This is a genomic window from Pseudomonadota bacterium (assembly GCA_018823285.1).
Classification (GTDB): domain Bacteria; phylum Desulfobacterota; class Desulfobulbia; order Desulfobulbales; family JAGXFP01; genus JAHJIQ01.
In genome coordinates this window covers 1-24,575 of sequence record JAHJIQ010000063.1, presented here as the reverse complement: position 1 = coordinate 24,575, position 24,575 = coordinate 1, and the positions used below count along the sequence as shown (strand labels likewise).

General features: G+C 44.2%; 22 protein-coding genes, 2 tRNA genes and 1 pseudogene. 15 read left to right on the top strand and 10 right to left on the bottom strand.

The features are described 5' to 3' along the window. Positions 1–42 precede the first annotated feature (42 nt). From pth to KKG35_13980, 8 genes are all read right to left on the bottom strand, one after another. On the bottom strand, positions 43–615 hold the full coding sequence (pth, locus tag KKG35_14015; GenBank protein MBU1739241.1) for an aminoacyl-tRNA hydrolase: 573 nt from the start codon (positions 613–615) through the stop codon (positions 43–45). 80 nt (positions 616–695) lie between these two features. Continuing rightward, positions 696–1,364 carry a 50S ribosomal protein L25 gene (locus KKG35_14010; protein MBU1739240.1) on the bottom strand — a complete coding sequence of 223 codons (669 nt, stop codon included), beginning with the start codon at positions 1,362–1,364 and terminating at the stop codon, positions 696–698. 71 nt (positions 1,365–1,435) lie between these two features. Then, a complete protein-coding gene (locus tag KKG35_14005) occupies positions 1,436–2,374 on the bottom strand; it encodes a ribose-phosphate pyrophosphokinase (protein ID MBU1739239.1) in 939 nt (312 codons plus the stop codon). A gap of 28 nt (positions 2,375–2,402) precedes the next feature. Next, a tRNA-Gln gene (locus tag KKG35_14000) sits at positions 2,403–2,477 on the bottom strand. Positions 2,478–2,527: 50 nt separating this feature from the next. Then, positions 2,528–3,409, bottom strand: coding sequence for a 4-(cytidine 5'-diphospho)-2-C-methyl-D-erythritol kinase (ispE, locus tag KKG35_13995; GenBank protein ID MBU1739238.1), 882 nt, complete (start codon positions 3,407–3,409; stop codon positions 2,528–2,530). A 104-nt stretch (positions 3,410–3,513) separates the two neighbouring features. Next, positions 3,514–3,828: a DUF1844 domain-containing protein gene (locus KKG35_13990; GenBank protein ID MBU1739237.1), complete on the bottom strand. Its 315-nt coding sequence runs from the start codon at positions 3,826–3,828 to the stop codon at positions 3,514–3,516. 96 nt (positions 3,829–3,924) lie between these two features. Next, positions 3,925–5,520, bottom strand: a complete 1,596-nt coding sequence (gene serA, locus KKG35_13985; protein MBU1739236.1) for a phosphoglycerate dehydrogenase — start codon at positions 5,518–5,520, stop codon at positions 3,925–3,927. A gap of 174 nt (positions 5,521–5,694) precedes the next feature. Then, on the bottom strand, positions 5,695–6,150 hold the full coding sequence (locus tag KKG35_13980) for a hypothetical protein (protein ID MBU1739235.1): 456 nt from the start codon (positions 6,148–6,150) through the stop codon (positions 5,695–5,697). Positions 6,151–6,328: 178 nt separating this feature from the next. Here KKG35_13980 and cysS point away from each other — a divergent pair, with 178 nt between their 5' ends. The 15 genes and pseudogenes from cysS (at position 6,329) to KKG35_13905 (ending at position 23,068) form a co-directional block, all read left to right on the top strand. Then, a complete protein-coding gene (cysS, locus tag KKG35_13975; GenBank protein MBU1739234.1) occupies positions 6,329–7,795 on the top strand; it encodes a cysteine--tRNA ligase in 1,467 nt (488 codons plus the stop codon). Positions 7,796–7,852: 57 nt separating this feature from the next. After that, the gene (gene amrB / locus KKG35_13970) at positions 7,853–8,662 is read left to right on the top strand and encodes an AmmeMemoRadiSam system protein B (GenBank protein MBU1739233.1); all 810 of its coding nucleotides are present in this window, start codon (positions 7,853–7,855) and stop codon (positions 8,660–8,662) included. Between the two features lie 91 nt (positions 8,663–8,753). Beyond that, positions 8,754–8,828: transfer RNA gene (locus tag KKG35_13965), tRNA-Gln, on the top strand. A 380-nt stretch (positions 8,829–9,208) separates the two neighbouring features. Next, a pseudogene (locus KKG35_13960) lies at positions 9,209–9,328 on the top strand (prepilin-type N-terminal cleavage/methylation domain-containing protein). Between the two features lie 711 nt (positions 9,329–10,039). Continuing rightward, positions 10,040–12,127 (top strand): tetratricopeptide repeat protein, encoded by a 2,088-nt coding sequence (locus KKG35_13955; protein MBU1739232.1) that lies wholly within the window; start codon positions 10,040–10,042, stop codon positions 12,125–12,127. Further along, positions 12,124–12,993: a glycosyltransferase family 2 protein gene (locus tag KKG35_13950; GenBank protein MBU1739231.1), complete on the top strand. Its 870-nt coding sequence runs from the start codon at positions 12,124–12,126 to the stop codon at positions 12,991–12,993. Before KKG35_13955 ends, KKG35_13950 begins: the two co-directional genes overlap by 4 nt. Beyond that, positions 12,977–14,080 carry a DUF354 domain-containing protein gene (locus tag KKG35_13945; GenBank protein MBU1739230.1) on the top strand — a complete coding sequence of 368 codons (1,104 nt, stop codon included), beginning with the start codon at positions 12,977–12,979 and terminating at the stop codon, positions 14,078–14,080. The genes KKG35_13950 and KKG35_13945 overlap by 17 nt, the downstream gene beginning before the upstream one ends. Then, the gene (asnB, locus tag KKG35_13940) at positions 14,080–15,981 is read left to right on the top strand and encodes an asparagine synthase (glutamine-hydrolyzing) (GenBank protein ID MBU1739229.1); all 1,902 of its coding nucleotides are present in this window, start codon (positions 14,080–14,082) and stop codon (positions 15,979–15,981) included. The genes KKG35_13945 and asnB overlap by 1 nt, the downstream gene beginning before the upstream one ends. After that, entirely contained in the window at positions 15,963–17,159 is a 1,197-nt protein-coding gene (locus tag KKG35_13935; protein ID MBU1739228.1) for a hypothetical protein, read from the top strand. The genes asnB and KKG35_13935 overlap by 19 nt, the downstream gene beginning before the upstream one ends. A 19-nt stretch (positions 17,160–17,178) precedes the next feature. After that, positions 17,179–17,931, top strand: coding sequence for a class I SAM-dependent methyltransferase (locus tag KKG35_13930; GenBank protein ID MBU1739227.1), 753 nt, complete (start codon positions 17,179–17,181; stop codon positions 17,929–17,931). A 74-nt stretch (positions 17,932–18,005) separates the two neighbouring features. Beyond that, positions 18,006–19,385: an SPASM domain-containing protein gene (locus KKG35_13925; GenBank protein ID MBU1739226.1), complete on the top strand. Its 1,380-nt coding sequence runs from the start codon at positions 18,006–18,008 to the stop codon at positions 19,383–19,385. A 31-nt stretch (positions 19,386–19,416) separates the two neighbouring features. After that, complete coding sequence (locus KKG35_13920) at positions 19,417–20,013, top strand: hypothetical protein (protein ID MBU1739225.1); 597 nt, start codon at positions 19,417–19,419, stop codon at positions 20,011–20,013. 62 nt (positions 20,014–20,075) lie between these two features. Further along, positions 20,076–20,801, top strand: coding sequence for a nucleotidyltransferase family protein (locus KKG35_13915; GenBank protein ID MBU1739224.1), 726 nt, complete (start codon positions 20,076–20,078; stop codon positions 20,799–20,801). 14 nt (positions 20,802–20,815) lie between these two features. After that, on the top strand, positions 20,816–21,841 hold the full coding sequence (locus tag KKG35_13910; GenBank protein ID MBU1739223.1) for an NAD-dependent epimerase/dehydratase family protein: 1,026 nt from the start codon (positions 20,816–20,818) through the stop codon (positions 21,839–21,841). Positions 21,842–21,859: 18 nt separating this feature from the next. After that, on the top strand, positions 21,860–23,068 hold the full coding sequence (locus KKG35_13905) for a glycosyltransferase (protein ID MBU1739222.1): 1,209 nt from the start codon (positions 21,860–21,862) through the stop codon (positions 23,066–23,068). Here the strand turns inward: KKG35_13905 and KKG35_13900 are convergent. Both KKG35_13900 and KKG35_13895 read right to left on the bottom strand, forming a co-directional pair. Continuing rightward, positions 23,055–24,434: a B12-binding domain-containing radical SAM protein gene (locus tag KKG35_13900; protein ID MBU1739221.1), complete on the bottom strand. Its 1,380-nt coding sequence runs from the start codon at positions 24,432–24,434 to the stop codon at positions 23,055–23,057. The two genes, KKG35_13905 and KKG35_13900, sit on opposite strands and share 14 nt — an antisense overlap. Positions 24,435–24,454: 20 nt before the next feature. Beyond that, the coding region (locus tag KKG35_13895) for a transposase (GenBank protein MBU1739220.1) at positions 24,455–24,575 on the bottom strand (121 nt) is incomplete at its 5' end.

The window sequence follows — 24,575 nt, the reverse complement described above, 5'->3', positions numbered from 1 at the left end:
CGGAAATAGATAATTATTTCCCCGGGTTAGACAGGAAATAATTCAGCTGTTCTTTTTTTTATTCACAGAATTCATCGCCTTGATCACTCCCTCCTCGGCAATCAGACGTATTGCCCCAGCCATAAAGGAAAAACCTTCACGCACCGAGAGAAGTTCCTCCCCACTGAACTTTGATAAAACAAACGCTGAAGGTTTCATTTTCTCCGGCGGCCGACCGATTCCGATCTTGAGTCTTACGAATTCCTTTGTGCCAAGGGACTCTATTATCGACCTGATCCCATTATGCCCACCATGCCCTCGATCAAAAAATATTTTGATCCTGCCGGGTTCAAGGTCGAGATCATCATGAATAATGATAATCTTTTCCGGCGGCACCTGGTAATAGGCGGCGATCTGGCCGATCGCCTTGCCGCTCAGATTCATAAAGGTTGTTGGTTTGACCAGGAGAACCGGGAGCTGCCACAACAGGGTTTTGACAACATCGGCATCCCATTTTGAATCACGGAAGTGGGCATTTGCTTCAGAGGCCAGATAGTCGAGGAACATGAAACCGACATTATGCCTGGTTTCTGTATACTGCAGTCCGGGATTACCAAGTCCGGCAACAATAATCATCGTGTGCTCCAGAAATAAAAAAGCCGGGAAATGAACTGTCATTCCCCGGCTGAATATCTAAATTTCGAAGGAGAAGAGAATTACTCGGCACCCTTTTCTTCCTCTCCGGCAGCCTGCTCAGAACCACCTTGAGCTGTTGTCCCTGCAGCATCTGCACCTTCTGCACCTTCAGCGGAGGATTTGGAAGCATCAACTATGGACACAAAAGTTCTTTCAGGGTCTTCAAGGATCTCAACATTCCCTGGGATGGTCAGTGATTTGCAGATCAGGTGGTCTCCGATATTCATCTGGGAAACATCCAGTTCGATGAAATCGGGGATGTCCATGATCAGACCCTTCAGATTGACCTTGTGCATTGAAATATTCATAAAACCGCCAAGCTCAACGCCTTTTGCCTTTCCCGAGAAACGAAGCGGCACCGCAAGAACTATAGGAGTTTCAAGATCAACCGCGCAGAAATCCGCATGAACCGGGGTGTCTTTGACCGGATCGACCTGAATCTCCTTGATCATCACATGATGAGTCACTTTCTTTTTCTTACCATCAGCAACGGCGAGGCTGATTACAGCATTCCGCCGTTTGATCTGATGAAGGGTTTTGGTGAAAACCCTGGTGTTGAGTTCAAGTGAAACAGCATCACCGCCTGAACCGTAGAGTACCGCAGGGGTCTGACCATCTCTCCTCAAAGTCCGGGCTGCACCTTTCCCGTGTGTAGTCCTGACATTAGCGTCAATATCAAACTTTAACATTGTGTATTGCCTCCTGAATTAATAACTCAATAAAAATTATTTACTGTGTTCCGGACGGACCGGAGTAGTGGTCAAACAAATAAAGAACTGACCGATTCTTCATTGTGAATCTGTTTAATGGCTTCACCAAGCAAATTTCCGATGGACAAAACCTTGATTTTCTTACAATCAATTGCGCTTCCACGCAACGGGACACTGTTGGTTATCACCAGATTTTTTATCTGTGAATTCTCGATCCTTTCTATTGCCGGCCCTGACAGGACCCCATGCGAGCAGCAGGCATAAACCTCTTTGGCCCCTGCCCCGACCAGCATGTCGGCAGCAGCGCAAAGGGTGCCTGCGGTATCGACCATGTCATCGAGAATAATCGCTTTTTTACCACGAACGTCACCGATGACATTCATGGCCTGCGCCACATTGGCTCTTTCCCGGCGCTTGTCGATGATCGCCAGATCGGCATCAAGCCTTTTCGCGTAAGCCCTCGTTCTTTCAACACCGCCAGCATCAGGAGAAACCATGATGATATCATTTTTGATCTCTTCCTTGATATATTTAACAAGAATCGGCGCTGCGTAGAGATGGTCGACCGGGATATTGAAAAATCCCTGAATCTGACCCGCATGAAGGTCCATGGCCAGAACCCTTCTTACCCCTACCACCATCATCATTTCCGCCGCGACCTTGGCCGTTATCGGCACACGAGGAGCAACCTTTCTGTCCTGTCTGGCATACCCATAATATGGAACGACTGCGGTAATTCGTCTCGCTGAAGCTCTGCGCAGGGCATCGACCATGATCACGAGTTCCATCAGATGATCATTGACCGGTGGACAGGTCGGCTGAATAACAAAAACATCGGTACCACGGACATTCTCCCCGATCTCTACAAAAATCTCGCCGTCACTAAAGGTCCTCACTTCAGCAGCGGATAACGGCATTTCCAGATAATCGCAGATCTCTTGGGCCAGGGGCTGGTTGGCATTGCCGGCGAAAAGTTTCATTTTATTCAGCATTATAACTCCGCTCTCAATTTAATGATGGCTGGGGCGATAGGATTCGAACCTATGAATGCAGGCGTCAAAGGCCTGTGTCTTACCGCTTGACGACGCCCCAGCAGAACCAAGCGTTTCAGTATGAGTACTACCGGAACAAGAATGCCCGATCTACATGGGTCTGGTCAAATAAACAGCGCCATATTGTTCAGCAAAACTCCGATAACTGTCCAGAGCCTTTTCCTCTTTGGAAAAAACACCAAATACGGTGGGGCCGCTCCCGGTCATCAGGGAAATCTCGGCACCACCAGCCAACATCCGCTCTTTCAATTCATTGACCTCGGGAAAACCGGCAAGGGTCACCGTTTCAAGATCATTGTAGAAACATGGCTCGGGCAAACGCGAAAAAGCGCCGCCTGATGCGGAAATAAGATGAGATGGGCAGTCTTTTCCGGACGCCAAGATATTAGGATTCTCTTTAGATGTCAACGCTAAATTATCATATACCCATTTAGTCGATACCGCGAAACCGGGATTCACCAGCAGAACCCAGCATTCACCAAGACCACAGGCCGCTTCCAGCCGCTCCCCGATCCCTCTGGCAAAGGCTGCCGGACCTTCATAAATGAAAAACGGGACATCGGCTCCCAGCTGCACAGCCAATTCCGACATCCGGACCGGATTCATTCCGGCACCATACAAAGAGTTCAATGCCTTGATAACGGCAGCAGCATCACTGCTTCCGCCTCCAAGGCCTGCAGCAATCGGAATGTTCTTCTGCAAGATTATCTGAACCCCGCAATCAGCGCCGATTTCATCGCAAAAAAGTTGTGCCGCCTGCCAGACAAGATTTCCCTTATCTACAGGGAGCTCTGCCCCTGGACAAACGACCTTGATTCCTTTTCCGCCGGGAGTGATTGTCAGAATATCAAAGAGATCGATCTTCTGCATCAGAGAATCAATCTCGTGATACCCATCATTCCTCCTGGAAAGAACCGAGAGATAAAGATTGATTTTGGCAGGAGCTTTAATGACCAGGTTTTTTACACTCATCGACTTATGATGCCAGAGGAACAACTGTTGTCTGAATATAAATAAAAAAAGGCCCGGGCCTCTTCACAGAGAGGATCAGGCCTGTTACCCGGGAGGAAATGGTCTCACCCGGAAATTTTCACATAGCGGATCTTCAGGTCATAGAGAACCGTTTCCAGGAGGTTCTCCTCATCCTTGCTGAGATTTCCTACCGATATCTTCTTCAACAGATTCAAGGTATCGATCGTATGCTTGGCAAGAACAATATCACGTGCAGTCTTCCCAGTTTCAGGATCCGCAAGCTCTCCAAAATGAAAGAGAGCCGCAGTGTTTAAAGACATGACAAAGGCCGTAAACGTGACTTCCGGCATCACACATTTGCCGTCACGAAGCACCTGACCTTCAGGGCATTTGTTACAATCATCTTTGTCTTCACTCATCAAAAATCATCCCCGAAATAGAATAACAAAACTGCAACAGTTTTACGCCGTCACCAGCAAGGTATAAAAACAGCCTTCTGGTTCACAGGAAAAACATTACAGATACACCGGCAGGTCAAGCGCCAGGGCGTCATCAATAAATTCAAGATCAAGAACCGTCTGCAACTGTTCTTTGTTCACAAGAGTATCGGTGCTGAGCAGGATAATGTTCCGCCCCTTTTCCTCTTCATTCCCAACGGTCATTCTGGAGATATTGACGCCGAAACTCCCAAGGGTTGTACCAAGAGCTCCGATCACCCCGGGGACGTCCTTGTTGTAGACATAGAGCATGGGGCCGGAAGGAATGGCTTCAAGCCGGAAGGTATTGATTCTGACCAGGCGGGGTTCATTCCTGCCGAAAACTGTTCCGGTCAGGACATTTTCCGCCTCGGAGGTTTTGACCTTGATCCTGATCAGGTTGGTGAAGTCATCAGACTGTTCACTCTTGGATTCCATGACCCTGATCCCCCTTTCCTTGGCAATCAGGGGTGCATTGACATAATTTACCGCGTCTTTGAGGATGGGTGTGAAAAGCCCTTTCAGAAACGACACGGTGATTGGTCCGGTCTGCATTTCGGCAAGGTCACCGACAAACTCGATATTAACCTCCTCAACTCCACCTTTGGCAATCTGCATATGCATGGCGCCAAGCATTTCCGCCAGAGAGGCATACGGTCCGATTTTTGAAAGGACTTCGGCGCTTACCGAAGGCACATTGACCGCATTGGTAACAGTGCCCTTCAGCAAGTAATCGGACATCTGCACAGCAATCGCGACCGCAACATTCTCCTGCGCTTCAGAGGTTGAAGCGCCAAGATGGGGAGTGCAGATAAAATTATCGAGGGACAGCAGAGGGCAATTTTCGAGAGTGGTGGGTTCATCAGCAAAAACATCAAGGGCCGCCCCGGCGATCTCCCCATTCTTCAGCGCTTCATAAAGAGCCGCTTCATCACACACTCCGCCACGGGCGCAGTCGATAAACATCGCATCGTTTTTCATGGTCTTGAACTGCTCGGTGGAAACCACATTCTTGGTCTCCTTGGTGAACGGCACATGAACGGAAATATAATCGGCCCGTTTGCACAGTTCATCGAGACTGACAAGTTCGATCCCGAGTTTTTCAACCAGCTCCTTCGGCATGTGCGGATCGAAGGCGATAACTTTCATGCGCAGCCCCTGAGCCCGGTCGGCAACAATGCTGCCGATCCGGCCGATGCCGATAATACCGAGGGTTTTCCCGGTCACCTCGCGGCCGGAGAATTTTTTCTTCTCCCATTTCCCCTCTTTCATAGAACGGGTGGCTTGAGGAATTTTGCGGCTCATGGATAACATCATGGCAATGGCATGCTCCGCAGCGGTGGTAGAATTGCCATCGGGCGCATTCATGACGACGATCCCCCTTTTGCTAGCGGCCGGAATGTCGACATTGTCGAGGCCAATTCCTGCCCTGCCGACAACTTTCAACTTGTCGGCAGCCTCGATGATTTCAGCAGTCACTTTGGTGGCACTGCGGATGACCAGCCCATCGTATTCAGGAATAATTTTAATCAGCTCTTCGGGGGCAAGACCGGTTTTTATTTCAACTTCCAGACCGGCATCTCGCAGAATCTGTGCACCAACCGGAGCCAGATTATCACTAATCAGAACTTTCATGATCTCTCCTTGTAGTCTGCCGTCTGTCATCGACGGCAATATTTATCCCGCTCCTCCTGAGACAACCATCAAATAAGGTCAGAGCAGATGTTCTTCTGATTTTAAAAGGTGGAAATATTATGCCAAGCTTAAACTTTGTCAAGAACTATAATATAAGCAAAGAAGGACGGATTATCACTTGTCAACAAAACAGGACGAGAAGTCAGCCGGCCCCTCATCCTCTTCCTGCGAGTCAATCACTTCATCGAATTCAGCTCTTGCCGCTTTCTCTTTTTCTTCTTTATATCTGGCAGCAAACAACTTTTCAGGGAAGCGATCGGAAGAAAGGTATTCACCCAGGTTAGTGTGAATCTGACCAACAAGCTCAGCTACAATTTCATCTTTTTCAGACTCGGCAACAAAATTCCTCTGTTTCTCGATCTGAAATTCCAGCGTCTCACCAAGGCGTTTTCTTATTATCATTACCGTATCCGGACATTCAGTCATTCCGGAAAACCAGAGATCTCTTATCGGGACTGTCAGTTTGCAAATCAACCTGATATTAAAGCGATCTCCGGCAACCTGCCTCGAAGCATCTTCCACGCAGAGCATCATGCCATTGCCAAGCTCTTGTTTTTCTAGTACTTTCATTAAGAGATAATTATTCCTATATAGAGGCGATAAAAAAAAATATTCCTGGCCGGCTAATCCCGAATAATTCCCGGACGATCCACCAGGTGTCCCCTTGCCCAAAAAAAGCGAAACAGGTATAACATCTTTTCCAGTGCACTTCCACCACAACTTAAACAACTCTCTACCTAAATAAACAATGGCACTTCAATTATATAACACTTTGACTGGCACCAAGACCCCCTTTGAACCGATTACCCCCGGACAGGTGCGGCTTTATGTTTGCGGGATCACTGCCTACGATTACTGTCACATTGGTCATGCCCGTTCCGCCCTCGTTTTCGACATGATTGTCAAATACCTCAGATATCGTGGCTACACGGTCGATTTCGTCCGAAATTTCACGGATATCGACGACAAAATCATCAAGAGAGCCGCCGAACAGAATACAACCTGTGAAGAACTTTCCGAAAGATTCATTCAGAAATTTCGCGAAGACATGGCCGCTCTCAAGATTGAGGACCCCGATCAGGAACCGAAAGCCACCGAACATCTCCCTGAAATCATCGGGATGATTAATGAACTGATTGAAAAAGGATTGGCCTATCAGTCCGGCAATGATGTGTATTACCGGGTTGAACAGTTCAATGGCTACGGAAAGCTTTCAGGGCGCAAACTTGAAGAGATGCAGGCCGGGGCCAGAATATCGGTCAACGAGAACAAGGAACACCCCATGGATTTTGCCTTATGGAAAGGGAGCAAGCCAGGCGAGCCGACCTGGAAAAGCCCCTGGGGGCCAGGCCGACCAGGATGGCATATAGAATGCTCTGCCATGAGTCGGAAGTTTCTGGGAGACACATTTGATATCCATGGCGGAGGCAAGGACCTGATTTTCCCTCATCACGAAAACGAAATCGCCCAGAGTGAAGGATGCACCGGTCACCCCTTTGCCAGGAACTGGATCCACCATGGTTTTGTGACCATTAAAGATGAAAAAATGTCCAAGTCACTCAACAACTTCCTCACCATCCGTGAAGTTCTTGAGGATCATCATCCGGAAGTCCTGAGATTTTTTGTCTTCTCGACCCAGTACCGGACCCCTCTCGATTACTCCGAAAGCGCCTTGAAACATGCCGCAGCCGGACTTGAACGCCTCTATAACTGTGTTGCAGATATCGAGAACCTGCCTGATAACCCGAGCGGCGAAAGATCGATCATCACCGACCTTGAAAAAGATAAAATCACCAGTCTTGCAAACCGCTTTCAGGATGCAATGGACAATGATTTCAACACCGCTCAGGGGCTGGGTGCAATCTTTGAGACGGTAAAAGACCTGAACCGGATCCGCCAGTCGATGCCGGACACCCCATCTCCCGAAGATATCACTTTTCTTAAAGAGAGTTCTCGTGCTATGATCACAATAGCCAATATTTTGGGACTACTCACTGAGCCTGCAGAAAAATTTCTGAATGACAAAAGAAATGCTGAAGCAACAGAACTCGATATTACTCCCGAAGAGATTGACTCCCTCATTGAGCAACGAAAAAATGCTCGCACGGAAAAGAACTGGCAGAGAGCCGATGAAATAAGAGACATGCTCCTCGCCAAGGGCATTGAACTCATGGATGGCGCCGAAGGAACGACCTGGCAGGTAAATAAATCATGAACACCACGGCCCATTCTTCTTATTAACCATTTGCCAGGCACAGGCGGAGGTAACGAAATGTTGAGACTTCCGGCAGTTGCAGGCCAATTCTATCCGGCAGATGCAGATGCTCTTTCTGAAATGTTGTCAGAGCTCATTCCATCGGTATCACCGACAGACAAAACAGACGCCATCGCAGCAGTTTCTCCCCACGCAGGTTACATCTACTCCGGTGGTGTGGCCGGTGAAACATTTGCCGGAATCAACATCCCGGAAGACGTGATCATCCTCGGTCCCAACCATCACGGCATCGGCCCCCCCCTTGCCTTGATGGACAAAGGAGAATGGGAAACGCCACTGGGCAGAGTACCTGTCAACTCAGACCTTGCCGCACTCCTCATAAAACACTCGGATGTCATTGAGGCCGACGAATCCGCCCATGAATCCGAACACTCCATTGAAGTTCAGGTGCCGTTCCTGCAAAAACTCCAACCGTCACTCAGAATTACGCCGATCGTTGTCTCCCGGATCCCCGTCGAAACCTGTCTGCAAATAGGCAAAGAGATTGCATCTGCGATCAAGGAATACGGCAAGTCCGTCCTCATACTCGCAAGTACCGACATGACCCACTATGAATCAAGATCCTCTGCCACCAGAAAAGACAAGTACGCCCTGGACAGGATCCTGTCCCTTGATCCAGAGGGACTGTATGACAGTGTCATGAGAATGAAGATCAGTATGTGCGGGATTATCCCGACAACCATCGCCCTCAGCGCAGCCCTTGATCTTGGCGCAACCAATGCCGAACTCGTCCGTTATACGGATTCGGGAGAAACCAGTGGCAATGAAAACCGGGTTGTCGGTTATGCAGGGTTCATCATTTCCTAGAAAAACCAGTCAGCGACACCGATCTCTCGCAAATTAAATTACTTGACAAGTACCCTCTATTTTTCTAAAAAGGTGGCAAATTCAGTCTCGGTGGGGTGTAGCCAAACGGTAAGGCACAGGACTCTGACTCCTGCATCTCAAGGTTCGAATCCTTGCACCCCAGCCACACAATCACCATGCCAGTCAACAATCTCTTATATGACTTTTTTTGTCACCCGTTCCACCCATTACACTGACGTTTTTTGTCACACAATCATTTTTGTGATCTTTTTTGTTCTGTGTTGACGTATACAAAGACAACCCCATGATTATAATTTCATCGCTGTATCAACACTTTATGGATATCACTATACAGAATACCAGTTCAGGCATGCTATATGCATTTAAGATCATTGTATTTTTTTAAAAAAGTTGTATGATTTTTGCTGTTCATTTGTGGTAGATTTTTAGTAATCATTTGGAATTCATGCTGTTCGATGATTGTCTGAGAGCGGCAACAGGTTAACCTGCAAACTTATTTTCCTGGAGGAAGAGAACATGCTGAAGATGCTGAGGAAGCAAAACAAAGAGAAAGGTTTTACCCTGATCGAGCTGATGATCGTTGTCGCCATCATCGGTATCCTGGCCGCCGTCGCCATCCCGGCGTACATCAACTACATCCAGAAAGCAAGACTCACCGCTCTTGTTTTCCCCGGTTCGCACTCTATCCAAACCAATATCGGTCTGATCTATGCAACCCAGCAGCGTTTCACTGACACTGAAGCCCTGGTTATGGGTGATGCTGATACAACCTACTTCAATGTTGCGTTTATTACAAAGGGCGGCGTAACAACCCTTCAGATTGTAATCGATTCACCTAACTCAACCTCGAAACTTTATAAAATGGACGGCAGAACTATTTACTTCGCGCCAACAACTGCTGCAGACTTCAAGGTCACCGACTGGGTTGTATCCGGCACACTTGCCAGCCAGCTTGGTATTGCTAACCTCCCGTAACACAAACATATTCGGATAATTCCAACTGTATCCTCTGGAAATCAGAGGATACAGTTTTTTTTATGAAAAAATTGATACATATCAAATCTGGCAATTTATTCATTAACAATGGAACAAAGCCCCTTTCTTAATGGAGTTGTCCGTCGACCAATAAGTTTATTTGTCATTATAACCATTCTTACAGTTGCTTCTTACAGCAACACTCTTAACTCCCCGACTGTACTAGATGATAAAAGCGCTTTTTTAGAGTCATCCAGACTCTATTTACCCGATCTTTCACTCGACTCATTATCGGGTTTAACGGATACCAGATTCGGTTTAAGCAGGCTGCTTCCGGTATTCACCTTCGCCCTGAATCATTATTTCAGTAAGGGCCGGCTGATGGATTATCACCTTACAAACATATGCATCCATTTATTCACCTTCCTGATTTTCTGGTTTTTCTTGCAGAAATTACTGTATTTTTATCAACGCAAGAACAAAAATGATATTCTGAACCCTCTACCGGCACCGTTCTTCATAGCAATAGCAGCGGGACTCTGGGTACTTAATCCTGTACAAACCAACTCGGTTACTTACATAGTCCAGCGAATGACATCCTTGTGCGCATTATTTTATCTCGCGACACTTGCTTTCTATCTTTCTGGCAGACAAGAGAGCATTCTTTATAAAAAGGTTCTGTTCTTTTCACTGACCGTGACTTGTGCTCTCTGTGCGTTTATGTCGAAAGAAACCAGCATCACCTTACCGTTGGCAATTATTATGCTGGAATATTATTTCATATCTCAAGACTTCATCATTGATTTTCTAAAGAAAATAAAACCCGTTTACTGGGTGATATCTTTTGTTCTAATTCTGCTAATAATTCCACTCGCCGAAGAACCGTTTCGCAACCTGGTCCTTAACGGATACAGAATGCGGACATTCAGCATATGGGAAAGGCTTTTAACTGAATCACGAGTTGTGGTCTGGTATATCAGCCTGTTGTTTTATCCTATTCCCTCAAGAATGAATCTGGATCACGATTTTACAATTTCATCATCTTTACTTGATCCTATTTCTACTCTTCTGGCCATCCTGATCATTGGTGGCACTATCCTTTTCGCCTTTATAACCACAAGGCGTAATCCTTTACTTAGCTTCGGGATATTATGGTTTTTTCTTAATCTGATCATCGAATCAACAATTATTCCCCTTGAAATTGTTTTCGAGCACCGCCTTTATTTACCATCAATAGGCTTATTTATAGCGATAGCTCATATTATTGCAAAAACAATTGAAACCATTCAAACAAAATATCATCATATTGATATAAAAGGCGTTGCTATCGTTATAATCATAATGCTTCTTTCTTTTAATTCTATCTTAACGACTATCCGAAACAATGACTGGTATAACATCTTCACAATCTATGAAGACTGTTACAAAAAATCACCAGACAAACCTCGCACAATTGCAAATCTTGGGTTGGCATACGGACAGATGGGTGACCAGGAAAAAGCCAGAAGATATTTTCGTGAAGCAATTGATAAAGGTGACACTTTCAATGAAGAGTATATTTCTTCAGTGAATAACATCATCACTTCATATCTTAACGATAACATGACTCAGGAAGCTTTAAGCGAGGGAGAGAAATTATTTAAAAACATTCCTCCTAACGCAAACATGATTGGTTTGCCGACTATGTATTATACTCTTGGAATAGCATATCAAAAAAACCAAAAACCGGAACTTGCTTTAGAATCATTTAAAGAGGCACTAAAATCAAGATCCAACAAACACAAGGAACAATATATTTATAATGCCCTTTCATTGATTTTATCTGAAATTGCTGATTCCTCTACGAGTGAAATATTTAGTCCCCAGCATAAAAACAATACCAAAAGGGCATATGTGATGGAGAACATGTTTCATATTGCCGTCGATGCCAGAGATTATTTTCTGGCAAAATCAGCATTGGACGCTCTCAAAGAAATTGATGAGAACAAATTCAACAGTCTGGGTATTTTTCTCAACGAAGAAAAAACCCGTAACACTGAAGCTAAATTTGATTCCGACATTAACAATCACTCTTTGTTTCAAAGCGATGTAAGTTATCGTGTATTGATAAGCACTGTAAATTTCATCAACAGACATTATTCACCCCTCAAATTCATGGCCCGAAACATTCTTGAAATACTGAAGAAAAAATATCCCGACGACCGATTTGTCTGGGAATTATCCCTTGGCATGAACTTCCAAGGACACATATCGGATACTAACAAGATCGAAACAATCAATAAAATTGTTGAAAAATATAACGATTTCCCCCCCATTCTCTCACTTTCTGCTAAACTGTATATGGTTGTTGGTGAGAACAACAAAGCACTTGAGAGCATCAACAGACTCCTGGAAATTTACCCTGATCATCCTCATTGGTTGTATTGGGAACAAGCCAGAACAAAACTACGTATGAAAATGAAAAAATGAATCATGAAAAAACCTCTTGCAGGGTAACCATAATCCTTCCGACTTATAACGAGGAAGGACAAATCAAGGAAACTGTAACTAAAATCCGGAAATTATATCCGGATTTCGAAGTATTAGTTATCGACGATGGCTCCACTGACAGTACAACCAGCGCAGCTATGAATGCAGGGGCAAATGTCTGGCCGCATCCATATAATATTGGCAATGGAGCAGCCGTCAAAACCGGCCTGCGAGTCGCAACCGGCGAATGGATAGTCATGATGGATGCTGATGGGCAGCATGAACCAGAGGATATTTCAAAATTACTTGAGCATAAAGACAAATATGACATGGTGGTCGGGGCCAGAAATATGAAAGGCCAGGCATCATTGCACAGAGGAATGGCAAATTTTATCTACAACCGTCTTGCTTCATATGTGTCAAAATTTAAAATAGAAGACCTCACAAGCGGCTTCCGATTGGTCAAAAAATCTTCTGTGGCATCATTTATTTATCTTCTGCCCAACACTTTTTCGTATCCATCGACCCTGACCATGGCCTATCTGAGAAGCGGCCTTAGTATCAAATATGTACCGATTCAAGTCAAAACCAGAAAAGGCAAAAGTAAAATCAGGTTATTCCAAGACGGCAGCCGATTTCTCCTTATTATCATCAAAATCGCCACCCTTTTTTCCCCTTTACGAATCTTCCTGCCGGTCAGCACTGTTCTGTTTGTAAGCGGAATCGCTTATTACGTTTATACATTTATTAATGCACATCGGTTCTCAAATATGTCCGCTCTTCTACTGACTACTTCAATAATCATCTTCATGATGGGGTTGATTTCAGAACAGATTACCCAGCTGAAATATGACCGGACAAAATAATCCTCAAAGACCTGTCAGGAAAATCCTGGTTGACATTGGTCATCCCGCCCACGTTCATTTCTTCAAAAATCCGATAAAAATCTGGGGTAAACACGGTTGTGAGATAATTGTTACTTCTCGCCGCAAAGAAATCGCCACCGAGCTTCTTGATTCCCTGGGAATTCCTCACAAGATTCTTACCTCGCTTGGTGGGGGGGTGATTGGTCTCGGCAAAGAACTCATAACCAGGAACCTGAAACTGCTTAAACTTATCAGTCTGGACAAACCGGACATCATGGTCGGTATCGGTGGAATTTTTATAGCTCAAACAGGTTTTCTTCGCCGTATCCCTTCTATCGTATTCTACGATACGGAAAATGCAAATCTTTCAAACCTGATCACATACCCCTTCACCTCCCTGGTCGTCACTCCAAGATGTTACCAGGCTTGGCTTCCCCCCTGGCATCTAAAATATCCAGGCTATCACGAATTAAGCTATCTTCACCCCAACCATTTTCAACCAGACCTTAATATCGCCATTACATGCGGGCTGGACCCTGCCAGAAAAAACTTCCTGATAAGAACTGTTTCCTGGCAGGCCAGTCACGATATGGTTGACAAAGGTTGGAATATGGACTTGTTAATGAAAACCGTGCGCTTCCTCGATGATCACGGCAATGTGATGATTTCCGCTGAAGGTCAGCTCCCCCCTGAATTTAGGAAATTCGAATACCGGGGTCTTCCTGAAAACATTCATCATTTAATGGGTCATTTAACCATGTTCGTAGGAGAAAGTGCGACTATGGCATCTGAATGTGCGGTACTGGGAGTTCCTGCTCTATATGCCGCATTTACCGGTCGTGGTTATACCGATGAGCAAGAAAAAAAGTACCGTTTGGTCTACAATGTTCGAGACTTGGACTGGTCGGTGATAAAAGCGACAATTACCGAAATTCTTGATACTCCTGAGCATACATGGAATTCCAGAAAAGACAAACTACTTGCTGATACAATTGATGTCGCAGAGTTTGTAGCTGACTTGACCCTGAACTACCCGGATTCAATCAAACAATTCCAGAATACCTTCTCCGAGAACAGAGCTTCATAATGTGTGGCCTTTGCGGATATTTCGGCAATGCCGCAGTTGATGCCCCTCCTGACAGGTTGATCAACAGCATGCTGAACATGATCGCCCATCGCGGCCCAGATGGACGTGACCTGAAAATCTTTGATGGTGCCGGTTTGGGTCATGTCCGCCTAGCAATAATAGATATCGACGGCGGCCGGCAACCCATGGCTACCACAGACGAGCGATATTGGATGTCATACAACGGAGAACTTTATAATTATCGGGAAATCAGGAAAACACTCCAGAATAGGGGGGTAAAATTCAAAACAAACTCCGACACCGAAGTCGTTTTGAATGCCTTTGCTCTGGACGGAATTCAAGCTGTAAAAGTTTTCCGGGGAATGTTCTCCCTGGCAGTCTGGGACAACCACGACAAAGAAGGTTTCTTGATCCGTGACCGGTATGGTATCAAACCGCTTTACTATGGATTACAAAACAACCGGTTTTTTTTCGCATCAGAAATCAAAGCTATTGTTGGAGCCTTGAATACTACCCCTGATCTTGATCTCAAATCTCTGCACATGCTAATGAATTTCCGCTATATTCCCGGGGAAAAGACATTTTTCAGAGACATAAACCATTTGCCTCCGGGACATTTTCTTCACTGGACAACCGTCGGCTTCTCCATAAAAAAATGGGCGATTGAACCTCCACCAACCCCAAAAAACATCCCGGCTGATTCGTGCCGCGAACTCCTTGAAACAGCTGTGCGGAGACAACTTGTCTGCGATGTTCCTCTTGGCAGCTACCTTTCTGCCGGAATAGATTCAGCCACCATACTGGCCTTGTCACTAAAAGGTGCCGCTACTCCCCCGATTGCATTCCCCACGTTCACTATCAGAACCGGCGACTCACCCCTTGAAGGTCATCAGGCTGCTACCACAGCCCGTATTTTTGGAGTTTCTAACATCCAGGAAGAATTTGACGACGACCTGGAGGGAAATCTCCACCGAATGATCTGGCATCTCGAAGTTCCAAAAGTCAATGCATATCAATCTGCAATGGTAGCCCGTCTGGCAAGCAAGAATGTTAAAGTTGCCCTATCTGGTCTTGGTGGCGATGAGATTTTCCTCGGCTATAACATTCATAAATTTTTACACAACCTCACCACGCTTCGCCAGTACCTGCCAGATTTCCTCTTCAAGGTTGCAGGAAAAACTATTCACAAAACTTTTTCTCACCCTGGGCTTCGCACTGAAGAGTTTTCCCGTGGCGGTCAAGTCCTGGAAAGCTTACCCGATTTTTCTCGTGCTTACGGAATTCTCAGAAATGTCTGGGATTCCCCAACCGAGAGGACAAGAATATATGGGGAGAGAATGCTCTCCCAAGATCTCCCTGACATGTTCGATTTTCTGAAGAGCAAGTGGCCCGAGGGCGATGACCAGGTAAAAAATTGTGCCGATTTTGAACTGGAGCATAAAATGGTCAACGACCTTCTTCTCCAGGAAGACCGGCTGAGCATGGCTTTCGGTCTTGAAGTGCGGGTGCCGTTCCTGGATGAAGATCTAGCAGGTGCACTGTCGGCATTACCTAGCTCTACCAGAATCCCAGGCGGAAAATTAAAAAAATTGATGAAAGACACAGTCTCAGCGTGGGTACCGAAAACTGTTCTTAATCGACCCAAAAGCGGTTTCCAGATTCCGGTCCACCTGTTGTTTGAAAGTCACCTTAAGCCTCTGGCCCACAAATATCTTCCCAGGGAAAGGCTTGAAAAAGAAGGGCTTTTCAACCCCCGATTTGTTAATAACATCATGCGGGCCAAACCAAGCCCCAGATTGCGATGGCACTATTTCCTATTGTACCTGATGATCGGAACCAATATCTGGATTGATGTGTTCCAAAACAATAGTCAAACTCCCCAATGGTCGAAAAAAAACTAAACGTCAATCAGGTACTAGACCGTGTTTACCTCTGGAGCAAAAACCAGGGGTTTATAGGCTATAACAAACATGATGGTCTGAACAGCTCTTTGCTTAACCTGCTATTGGGCTGGGCGAAATGGCCGCGAATCATTGCAATCCAGACCGTTATGCGGGCTCCGGTAAACATCAGACCTCTGCTCGGAGTGGCCAAGACTATCAACCCGAAGGGTATCGCTCTTTTCACTCTGGGGTTATTGGATCGCTTTAAGCACAGCCGGGACGAGACCTATCTTCACGAAGCCGAACAGGCTCTCTCCCTGCTCATGAGAATTCAAAGCCCATCCACGGAATGGTCTGGAACCAGTTGGGGATATCCGTACCCTTGGCAAGATCTCGGATTCTTTGCCCCCCCCCATACCCCCAATGCGGTCGTCACCTCCTTTGTATGCGAAGCGCTCCTCGAAGCTTACCGGGTTACCGGCAACCCAGACTATTTGAGTACTGTCCGGAGTTCCATAAATTTTTTCCTGAATGACCTGACCGTGATACTCGACACTCCTGACGTTCTGTGTCTTGGCTATATGCCCCTGCCGATGACTATGAAAGTAATGGATGTCTCCATTCTTGTCGGCGCAGTGCTGAGTCAGTATACCGAACTGTCGAAGGAAGCCCCCCTTCTTGACAAGGCCCGAAGGCTCGTTGGTTTTGTGGTTTCCAAGCAGACCGATTATGGGGCCTGGTATTACACCGACCCGCCGGGAGACTCACTAATCGGTCACGACAATTACCACACAGGATTCATTCTCGACGCTCTGTGGCGTTATATGGAATCAAGCGACGACTGGAACTGGAAGAAAAATTACGAAACCGGGTTGAAGTTTTACGCCGAACAACTTTTCAACATGGACGGATCACCCCGCTGGATGAGTGACAAAAACTTCCCCCATGACATACACGGTTCAGCCCAGGGCCTTATCACCTTTTCGCAGGCAACTGCCAACGGTTACGACTACCGGGAGCTACTTGAAAAAATACTTACCTGGGCCCTGGAGAATATGTATGATGCAAGTGGACGCTTTTATTATCAGAAGAAATCCAGCTACACCAAAAAATTCACTCTTCTCCGATGGTGTAACGCCTGGATGTTTAGAGGGCTGTCATCTTATCAGGCAAACTCTACAGTAATAGAAGGGTGATATTTTGCATGGTTCAGAATTGGCATATGATCCGGATATTGGGTTGCTTGAACGCCTCTATATCAGGATTTTCGGGGCACCAATCAACGGTTTACAGATCAGAATAAGACGAATCATGCCTAAAATCTCTGGAAACCCAACCTCAATCCTTGATGCCGGCTGTGGTCGGGGAGTGTTCACCTACCTCATGGCCCGGAAATTTCCCGAAGCCACAGTTAGAGGTATCGACACAGACCAAAATCAGTTAAGAAAAAATTCAGTTATTGCCAAAATAGCCAAATTCAAGAATGTTTATTTCGAACAACAGAATGTATCAGCATTATCATTTACTGATGAATTTGATTTAGTTCTTTCCGTAGACAACATTGAACATATAGAAGACGACCACCAGGCATTGACATCCCTGGCCAAAGCTTTAAAATCTGGGGGGGAACTAGTACTACATGTTCCAGCTTATGAACGTCGCTGGTTTATCTTCACATTTCAGACAAACTTCGATGTACCTGGTCATTACCGCCCAGGTTATACACTGAATGATATTACCAGAAAAATATCAGAGGCCGGACTCGAAATCAAAGAAGCCTGCTACACCTACGGTTTTCTCGAGAACGTCAGCAATAACATTTCATATCTCATTACTAAAGCTGAGGCCAAAAACAAGCTCGTATATGCTATGATTTATCCTCTTCTCAATTTCATTTCTTGGATGGGAAGAAATAGCAGGCCTGAAAAAGGAGCCGGTATATTGATTATTGCATTTAAACCTGAGTAATTTTCCAGTTGGACTTCTATTGCTATAGACAACAAGCTCTTTTGACTAGATTCATTTATATGTGAGATCAGATAATGACAGACCCTATCCTTCCCCAAAAAAGCTTTCTAAGAACATTCTTACCTGCCCCTTTGTACCATGTTGCTCAAAAAGGCGGCATGGGAAGAATGTGGAGAATGCTGTTCGTCATCGGCATCAGTTACTCAAAGACATTTTTTTATCTTCTCCGTAAACGAGGTCTCAAAGCTGCGTGGATATTCCTGGCGGTTAAATTATTCACACCAGTAGGACCTGGTGGGGCAGGGGTCTTCTGGTTTATTGCAGGACCGATTATTCGTCGTTTCCCGTCATTGTATCATTTCCCTCGCCAAATAGAACTGGAGATCAGCACTGAATGCAGCAAGAAATGTCTACATTGTGAACATACTTGGTGGAAACCCGAAGCCCAGGTACAAAAACAGCTTACTTATAAAGAAGTAAAATTCATCATTGAACAATTCCCTGGTCTACGTTGGATAAGCCTAGTTGGAGAAGGGAGTTCATTTGAGCATCCAGACATGCTTAGTTTCATCAAATATGTAAAAGAAAAGGAAATCATGTGCTACATGGTCGACCACCTCAGTGACTGGACAGATGAAACCGTCGAGGCAGTTATTGATAATGATATGGATGGAATAATTATTTCATTGGATGGTGCGACAAAAAGCACATATGAAAAACTTAAAGTCGGATGCGACTTTGATAATGTTCAAAAAAATATCCGTAAATTAATTGCTGCGAAGAAAGAAAAGAACACTCCTATCCCTGAAATCACTTTCACTTTCATCGCAATGAAAAAGAATGTTCATGAAATTCCTGACTATGTCGACTTCATCGCCAGCCTTGGGAAAAGAGCTGATTTTGGTGCCGGATCGCGCATTGGGGTTACCCGCATGTTGGCATTCCAACAGATACTTCATATGCAGCTTGATGACATCCCCCAAGAAATCATCGATGATGCCAATGAACGTGCAAGTAAACACGATCTTTTTATAAATTTCACCGGTACAAATGTCAGAGATGAGTTACCAGATCCTTCTTGCTGCATAGCATGGATGGAACCATACATCTTTATGCCAGGTCTTATTTCTCAATGCTGTGCGGTTTTCATTTCAAACAATCGTGAATTCATAAAAAAATATTCATTGGGAGATTTATTCGAAAATGATTTCAAGACCCATTGGAGAAGTAAACCATATAAAACACTTAGGAATATAATCAACAAACCAGACCAACCTATCCCTATTCAGTGTGCAGGATGTCGTGTCTTCAACACCCTACCACGCGAAAAAAAATACGGAATCATGAATACTCATACGGGCGAAGTTTTCAACTTGAAAGAATTTTACAGTCACTATATGGGAGACAACATGAAATGGCGATATGAAGATGTTATCCAAGAGTTGGATCAATAATTACCCTTTTGAATTTCCCGACGTATAGCGCATGACGGTCAAAGAGCATTTATATGTTGGTGCTGTGGCATCAATCCCAGCTACGATTTGCTCCTCTCCAAAGTCTGTTGTTCTGATCATCACATCCGTGTTGATTGATGCAGACCACTATTTCTTTTATATGATCCACGAAAAACGGATACTTCTTAATCCTAATGTCTTTATGAAAGAGCATAGCAATTGGGAATATTTCGGCCCCAGGATTCACCTTTTTCACAATTATGACACGGCTATATTGAGTTTGTTAGCGGCTATTCATTTTAGCGGAATATGGTGGTTTATCGGGGCCGGAATCTGGTTACATCTGATTTGCGACCAAGTTGCAACATATAGAAAATATCGATTTATGCGTATCAGATCTCTTCTTGGAGATTTAATTCGCTACTGTAAATATTTAAAAGCAACAGCCAGAGGGCAACAGAATGAGTTCATGCTTAATTGGCGTAATACTTGGATCAATCATATAATAAAATCTTTTCCTGAAAAAAGTTATCAGGATATAATGAGTCATTGCCAATTATCAGATAAATATACTGAAGAGCCTATCAAACATTCTGACGATCTTGGCTCCTGGCGCCATGTACTATAACGCTCTTATCACATGGCATATCATAAATCCTATCTGTTCCGCTTGGAGACAAAATGTCAGGGATCAAAGCACTTGTTCTTGCCGGTGGCCGAGGCAAAAGGCTGGAAGGTATCTCCGCAAAAACCAATAAATGTATGTTGCTCTTCGATAGTCAACCACTTATATCATATAGCCTCTCTAATGCCATTCGAGCAGGGGTTAAAGAAATTGTTATAGTAGTCGGCTACAGAGCCGAAGATATTATCAATCATTTCGGAAATTCATTTAAAAACACAAAAATCAGATATGTTATCCAATCAGAACAAAAAGGTCTGGTCGACGCAATCGACTGCTCACGTGAAGCCCTCGACGGAAGTGATTTCATGACATTTCTTGGAGACGAAATTCTTATCAACCCTCGTCACCGGGAAATGATGACACTCTTCAATAATCCTGAAATATTTGTGGTATGTGGAGTTGTTAAGGCGACCAACAGGCAAAACATTTCTAAAACATATGCAATCATTCAGGACCAAAATTCATTTGTATACAGACTGATCGAAAAACCCAGGAACCCTCTTAATGACATTATGGGTACAGGTAATTGCATCTTCAGGAATGACATTTTTGAGTTTATTTCTCACACCCCTATCAACCAGATAAGAGGTGAAAAAGAGTTGGTAGACATGATCCAGTGCTCAATTGATGAAGGGAACATGGTTAAATCTTTCAATATTGGTAAAGGTTATATAAATATTAATACCGAAGAAGATATTGCTTCGGCCGAGATGATGTTCAAAAAACTCTAGGAAGAGGTAGTGTTATGAAAGTTCTTGTCACAGGAGGGTGTGGTTTTATAGGCTCACATGTCTGTGAATTCTACAGAAATATAGGATGGGATGTTGTTTCTATCGACAACATGACGAAATATGAACTTGAAAAAACAGGATATGATGCCGAAAAAGCCCGTAATTTCAATTGGAATTTCCTGGAAGACATGGGCGTCAAAAACGTTAAAGCCGATATAAGAAATATTGATGAAGTCCTGAATGCTTCTTCAGGCTGTGATTATATCGTTCATACCGCAGCCCAGCCTGCAATGACTCTATCCACCGCAGATCCATATCTTGACCTCACATGCAATGTTGTCGGCACTTACAACGTTCTTGAAGCTGCAAGAAACCACAACATACCTATCGTTTCATGTGCTTCAATTCATGTTTATGGCACTGATATCAATAGCACACTGAGCGAAGCTGAGACAAGATACATCAGGAATCCTGCATCAATTGACGAAACTGCAACTGTCCTCACCGGAAACTTAACCCCCCTCCACGCATCTAAATTCTCTGCTGAATGTTATGTCCGCACTTTTATAGATACATACAAGGTAAAAGCCGCCAGTTTCAGACTAACGGGTTTATATGGTACTCGCCAATTCGGTGGAGAAGATCACGGATGGGTGGCCAACTTCTCCATCAGAGCTCTCGCCAACAGACCGATTACTATCTTCAACACAGGAAAACAAGTCCGTGATATTCTTTATGCAACTGATCTCTGTAAAGCGTTTCATGCATTTTATGAAAAACAGGTGCCGGGTATCTACAACATCGGTGGGGGTGAAAAGACGGCTATTTCTCTCATTGAGTGCCTTAGTTATCTGGAGGAGCTGTTAGGGAGAGAAATCGAATATCACTTCGGAGGTGAACGCTGGGGTGACCTTTATTACTGGATTTCTGACTGTCACAAAGCTGAAAAACTTCTTGGATGGAAGGCCGAAACTAAACCACACGAAGGTATTAAAATGCTTGTGGAGTGGATTAACGACAATATGGATATATTCCAGTAGCCACAAAGACAATATATTATGCACATAACCCATATATGTCCCCGCTTCAAAACTTTTCATGGAGGTGGAGAGCCGGTCTTATTAAATCTCTTTCGGGAACTTTCCCAAATCGGTATTGACAACACAGTCCTAACCTGCAATATCCCTGAAAACATGCAGGAATGCCTAGACAACAAAATAAAGCTGCGCACGCTTCCGGCATTCCTCAGAAAGGAATACAATAATGTCCTTTTGAGCGGTTTTGTTGATTTGCTTTCCTCTGTATTACTTATTTTTTTTATTGAAAGAAATACTGATGCCGTCTGTTTTCATACAGAAGGAGTTATTCCTGGTCTGTTCTTCTATAAATCATTCTTACGAACAAAACCCACATTGTATTTTTGTTTCCAACCACCCAGATTCGCCTATGACACAACCAAAGAAACCGCTATATCAGGAGGTTTATTAGGATTTTTTGTACCTATATTCAAAACTGTGTATCGACCGTTCGACAGAGCTGCAGTAAGAAAAGCTGACTACGTTGCAACATTTTCGAAAGGTTACAAACAATGGATCGAGGATATTTACGGAATTGTTGATGTGAAAGTCATCCCCCCCGGCGTTACTGCACCGACCACACTGGTTAGACTCCCATCAGAAATCTCTTTACGCCTGAAAGAAGGAAAAGGCAAAACCCTGATTTGTGTCGGCAAATTGGTTACTTGGAAGCATGTCGACAGATTGATTGACATTGTAGCAATTCTGAAAAAAAACCACCCTGTAATCAGATTACTGGTAGTTGGAGATGGTCCTTGCTTGTCATCACTTAAAAAACAGGTGACTGATTTGCACCTGAAAGAGGAGATTATCTTCTGTGGTTATGTTGAATCCGAAAAAGTATACAGCTACTGCACACACGCCGATCTCATGGTTTTAATGGAGAAAAACGCCTCTTTCGGACTTGCAATTGTTGAAGCTAACAGTGTCGGGTTACCAGTCATGGCTTTCTCTGGAGGAGGACCCACTGATATAATATGTCCCGGAAAAAACGGTTATCTGCTTGATCCAAAAATGGATAATTCTGGTATTGCAAAATCAATCAGCAACCATCTTGGGAACAAAACCGTTATGCAGCAAATGAGCGAAGAATCAAAAAAAATCTCTTCCAAGTATACCTGGAGGAAATTCACTGAAATGTTTATTCAGACACTTTCTGTAGAGAAAAAAGAACCAATTAATCCGGTTTAAAGACAACTTTTCGTAAGAAAAACACCAGATCTCTCCTGAGTCTATGGAAAATCAACCGCGGGTCTCGGAAAAGAAGTTGCAAGGCATAAACGGCGCTTTTCTTAAGTCTCAATCTCCGAAATTTCAACATCCATCGACAAAGTTCCTCACGTGAAACTCGTTGGGCAATAACAATAAATTCGTCAAGGACCTGTTTGGGTTGATTCATGGTTGCAATGAGGTCCAGGCGCTCCCAGTCCATATTCTCAGAGACAAGACCCTTTTCCATGGCAAACTCCCAAATTTTGGTCCCAGGATACGGCATCGGCAAGAAAACCTGAATTTTTTTAATAGGTGAACTTTTAACAAAATCATATGTTTGTCTGATATTCTCTGTTGTCTCTTCCGGAAATCCTATTATGAAACTAGCTTCACTGTCAAAACCATGTTTGTCAAGTAGCTCGACGGCACGGCGATTTTTCTCGACGGTAGTCATTTTATTTATATATTTAAGTGTCTTATCGCACCCGGACTCCAATCCCATACTTACATGAGTACAGTTCATTTTTTTCAATACTTTCAAAAGCGATTCATTTATATGGTCTGAACGTGTGCATATAGTTACAACCACTCTTTCTGTAAGCCCTTTAGCTTGCATAAGGTTCGCAATTTCTTCCACTCGCTCAAATTTCACCGTAAACAAATCATCCCAGAACTTAACTCGCTTGATATGTGGATACTTATCAAGATGGAACTCTATTGTCTCAATTACTTTTGCAGGAGACATCCAATGGACATTATTGTGATATCCCGTTGCACAATATGCACAACGATAGGGGCAGCCTCTTGAAGACATAAGACATAGAATATCACTTGACTTATTCCCATAAAGCAAATCTGGTATAGGCAAGTCATCAAGATCAAGCAAAGGTTGAGCATATCCCGTCAGGACCAGTTTCCCATCATCATAAAAGACGAGTCCATTGATGTTCCTTAACTTATTTTTATCCCATCCATTATCATAAATCTGAAGTAGCTTAAGGAAGGTGTGTTCACCTTCTCCCCTTACTCCAACATCAATGTCTTTAGATATTATATGGGGTAGAGTTGTAATTTGTTCTCCGCCAACAACAACATGGATTCCGAGTTCTTTACAAAGAAGTGAAATCTTTAAAGCGTGACCAAATGTTGCTGCAAAACACGATATACCTACAATATCAGGCTTTTCATCACTAATAACTTTTTTGTTTATCTGGTGAACAATCTTTATAGAACACGAAATGTTATTTTCGCAATAACTCTTTATGTATGACAGTCCTATAGGAATTGTCACTAACTCGCTTGATGTAGTAAAATTACTTGGGGATACAAACAATATTTTAATCATAATATTTGGTTCATTCGTCTTTAAGTTGAAAGCCGTGGATTAAGCAGTCCGCAGTGTTGGTGGATTTTGAGGAGGAAATAGGCAACGTCTTTGTAGCCGTAGGCCATCCTCTTCAATCGTTTAATCTTGTTGTTGATGCCC

Bases quoted from the DNA above. Each gene is read 5' to 3' on its own strand.
- pth (MBU1739241.1), bottom strand. From the start codon at position 615: ATGATTATTGTTGCCGGACTTGGTAATCCCGGACTGCAGTATACAGAA.
- KKG35_14010 (MBU1739240.1), bottom strand. From the start codon at position 1,364: ATGTTAAAGTTTGATATTGACGCTAATGTCAGGACTACACACGGGAAA.
- ispE (MBU1739238.1), bottom strand. From the start codon at position 3,409: ATGAGTGTAAAAAACCTGGTCATTAAAGCTCCTGCCAAAATCAATCTT.
- KKG35_13990 (MBU1739237.1), bottom strand. From the start codon at position 3,828: ATGAGTGAAGACAAAGATGATTGTAACAAATGCCCTGAAGGTCAGGTG.
- serA (MBU1739236.1), bottom strand. From the start codon at position 5,520: ATGAAAGTTCTGATTAGTGATAATCTGGCTCCGGTTGGTGCACAGATT.
- KKG35_13980 (MBU1739235.1), bottom strand. From the start codon at position 6,150: ATGAAAGTACTAGAAAAACAAGAGCTTGGCAATGGCATGATGCTCTGC.
- cysS (MBU1739234.1), top strand. From the start codon at position 6,329: ATGGCACTTCAATTATATAACACTTTGACTGGCACCAAGACCCCCTTT.
- amrB (MBU1739233.1), top strand. From the start codon at position 7,853: ATGTTGAGACTTCCGGCAGTTGCAGGCCAATTCTATCCGGCAGATGCA.
- KKG35_13955 (MBU1739232.1), top strand. From the start codon at position 10,040: ATGGATTATCACCTTACAAACATATGCATCCATTTATTCACCTTCCTG.
- KKG35_13950 (MBU1739231.1), top strand. From the start codon at position 12,124: ATGAATCATGAAAAAACCTCTTGCAGGGTAACCATAATCCTTCCGACT.
- KKG35_13945 (MBU1739230.1), top strand. From the start codon at position 12,977: ATGACCGGACAAAATAATCCTCAAAGACCTGTCAGGAAAATCCTGGTT.
- asnB (MBU1739229.1), top strand. From the start codon at position 14,080: ATGTGTGGCCTTTGCGGATATTTCGGCAATGCCGCAGTTGATGCCCCT.
- KKG35_13935 (MBU1739228.1), top strand. From the start codon at position 15,963: ATGGTCGAAAAAAAACTAAACGTCAATCAGGTACTAGACCGTGTTTAC.
- KKG35_13925 (MBU1739226.1), top strand. From the start codon at position 18,006: ATGACAGACCCTATCCTTCCCCAAAAAAGCTTTCTAAGAACATTCTTA.
- KKG35_13920 (MBU1739225.1), top strand. From the start codon at position 19,417: ATGACGGTCAAAGAGCATTTATATGTTGGTGCTGTGGCATCAATCCCA.
- KKG35_13910 (MBU1739223.1), top strand. From the start codon at position 20,816: ATGAAAGTTCTTGTCACAGGAGGGTGTGGTTTTATAGGCTCACATGTC.
- KKG35_13905 (MBU1739222.1), top strand. From the start codon at position 21,860: ATGCACATAACCCATATATGTCCCCGCTTCAAAACTTTTCATGGAGGT.
- KKG35_13900 (MBU1739221.1), bottom strand. From the start codon at position 24,434: ATGATTAAAATATTGTTTGTATCCCCAAGTAATTTTACTACATCAAGC.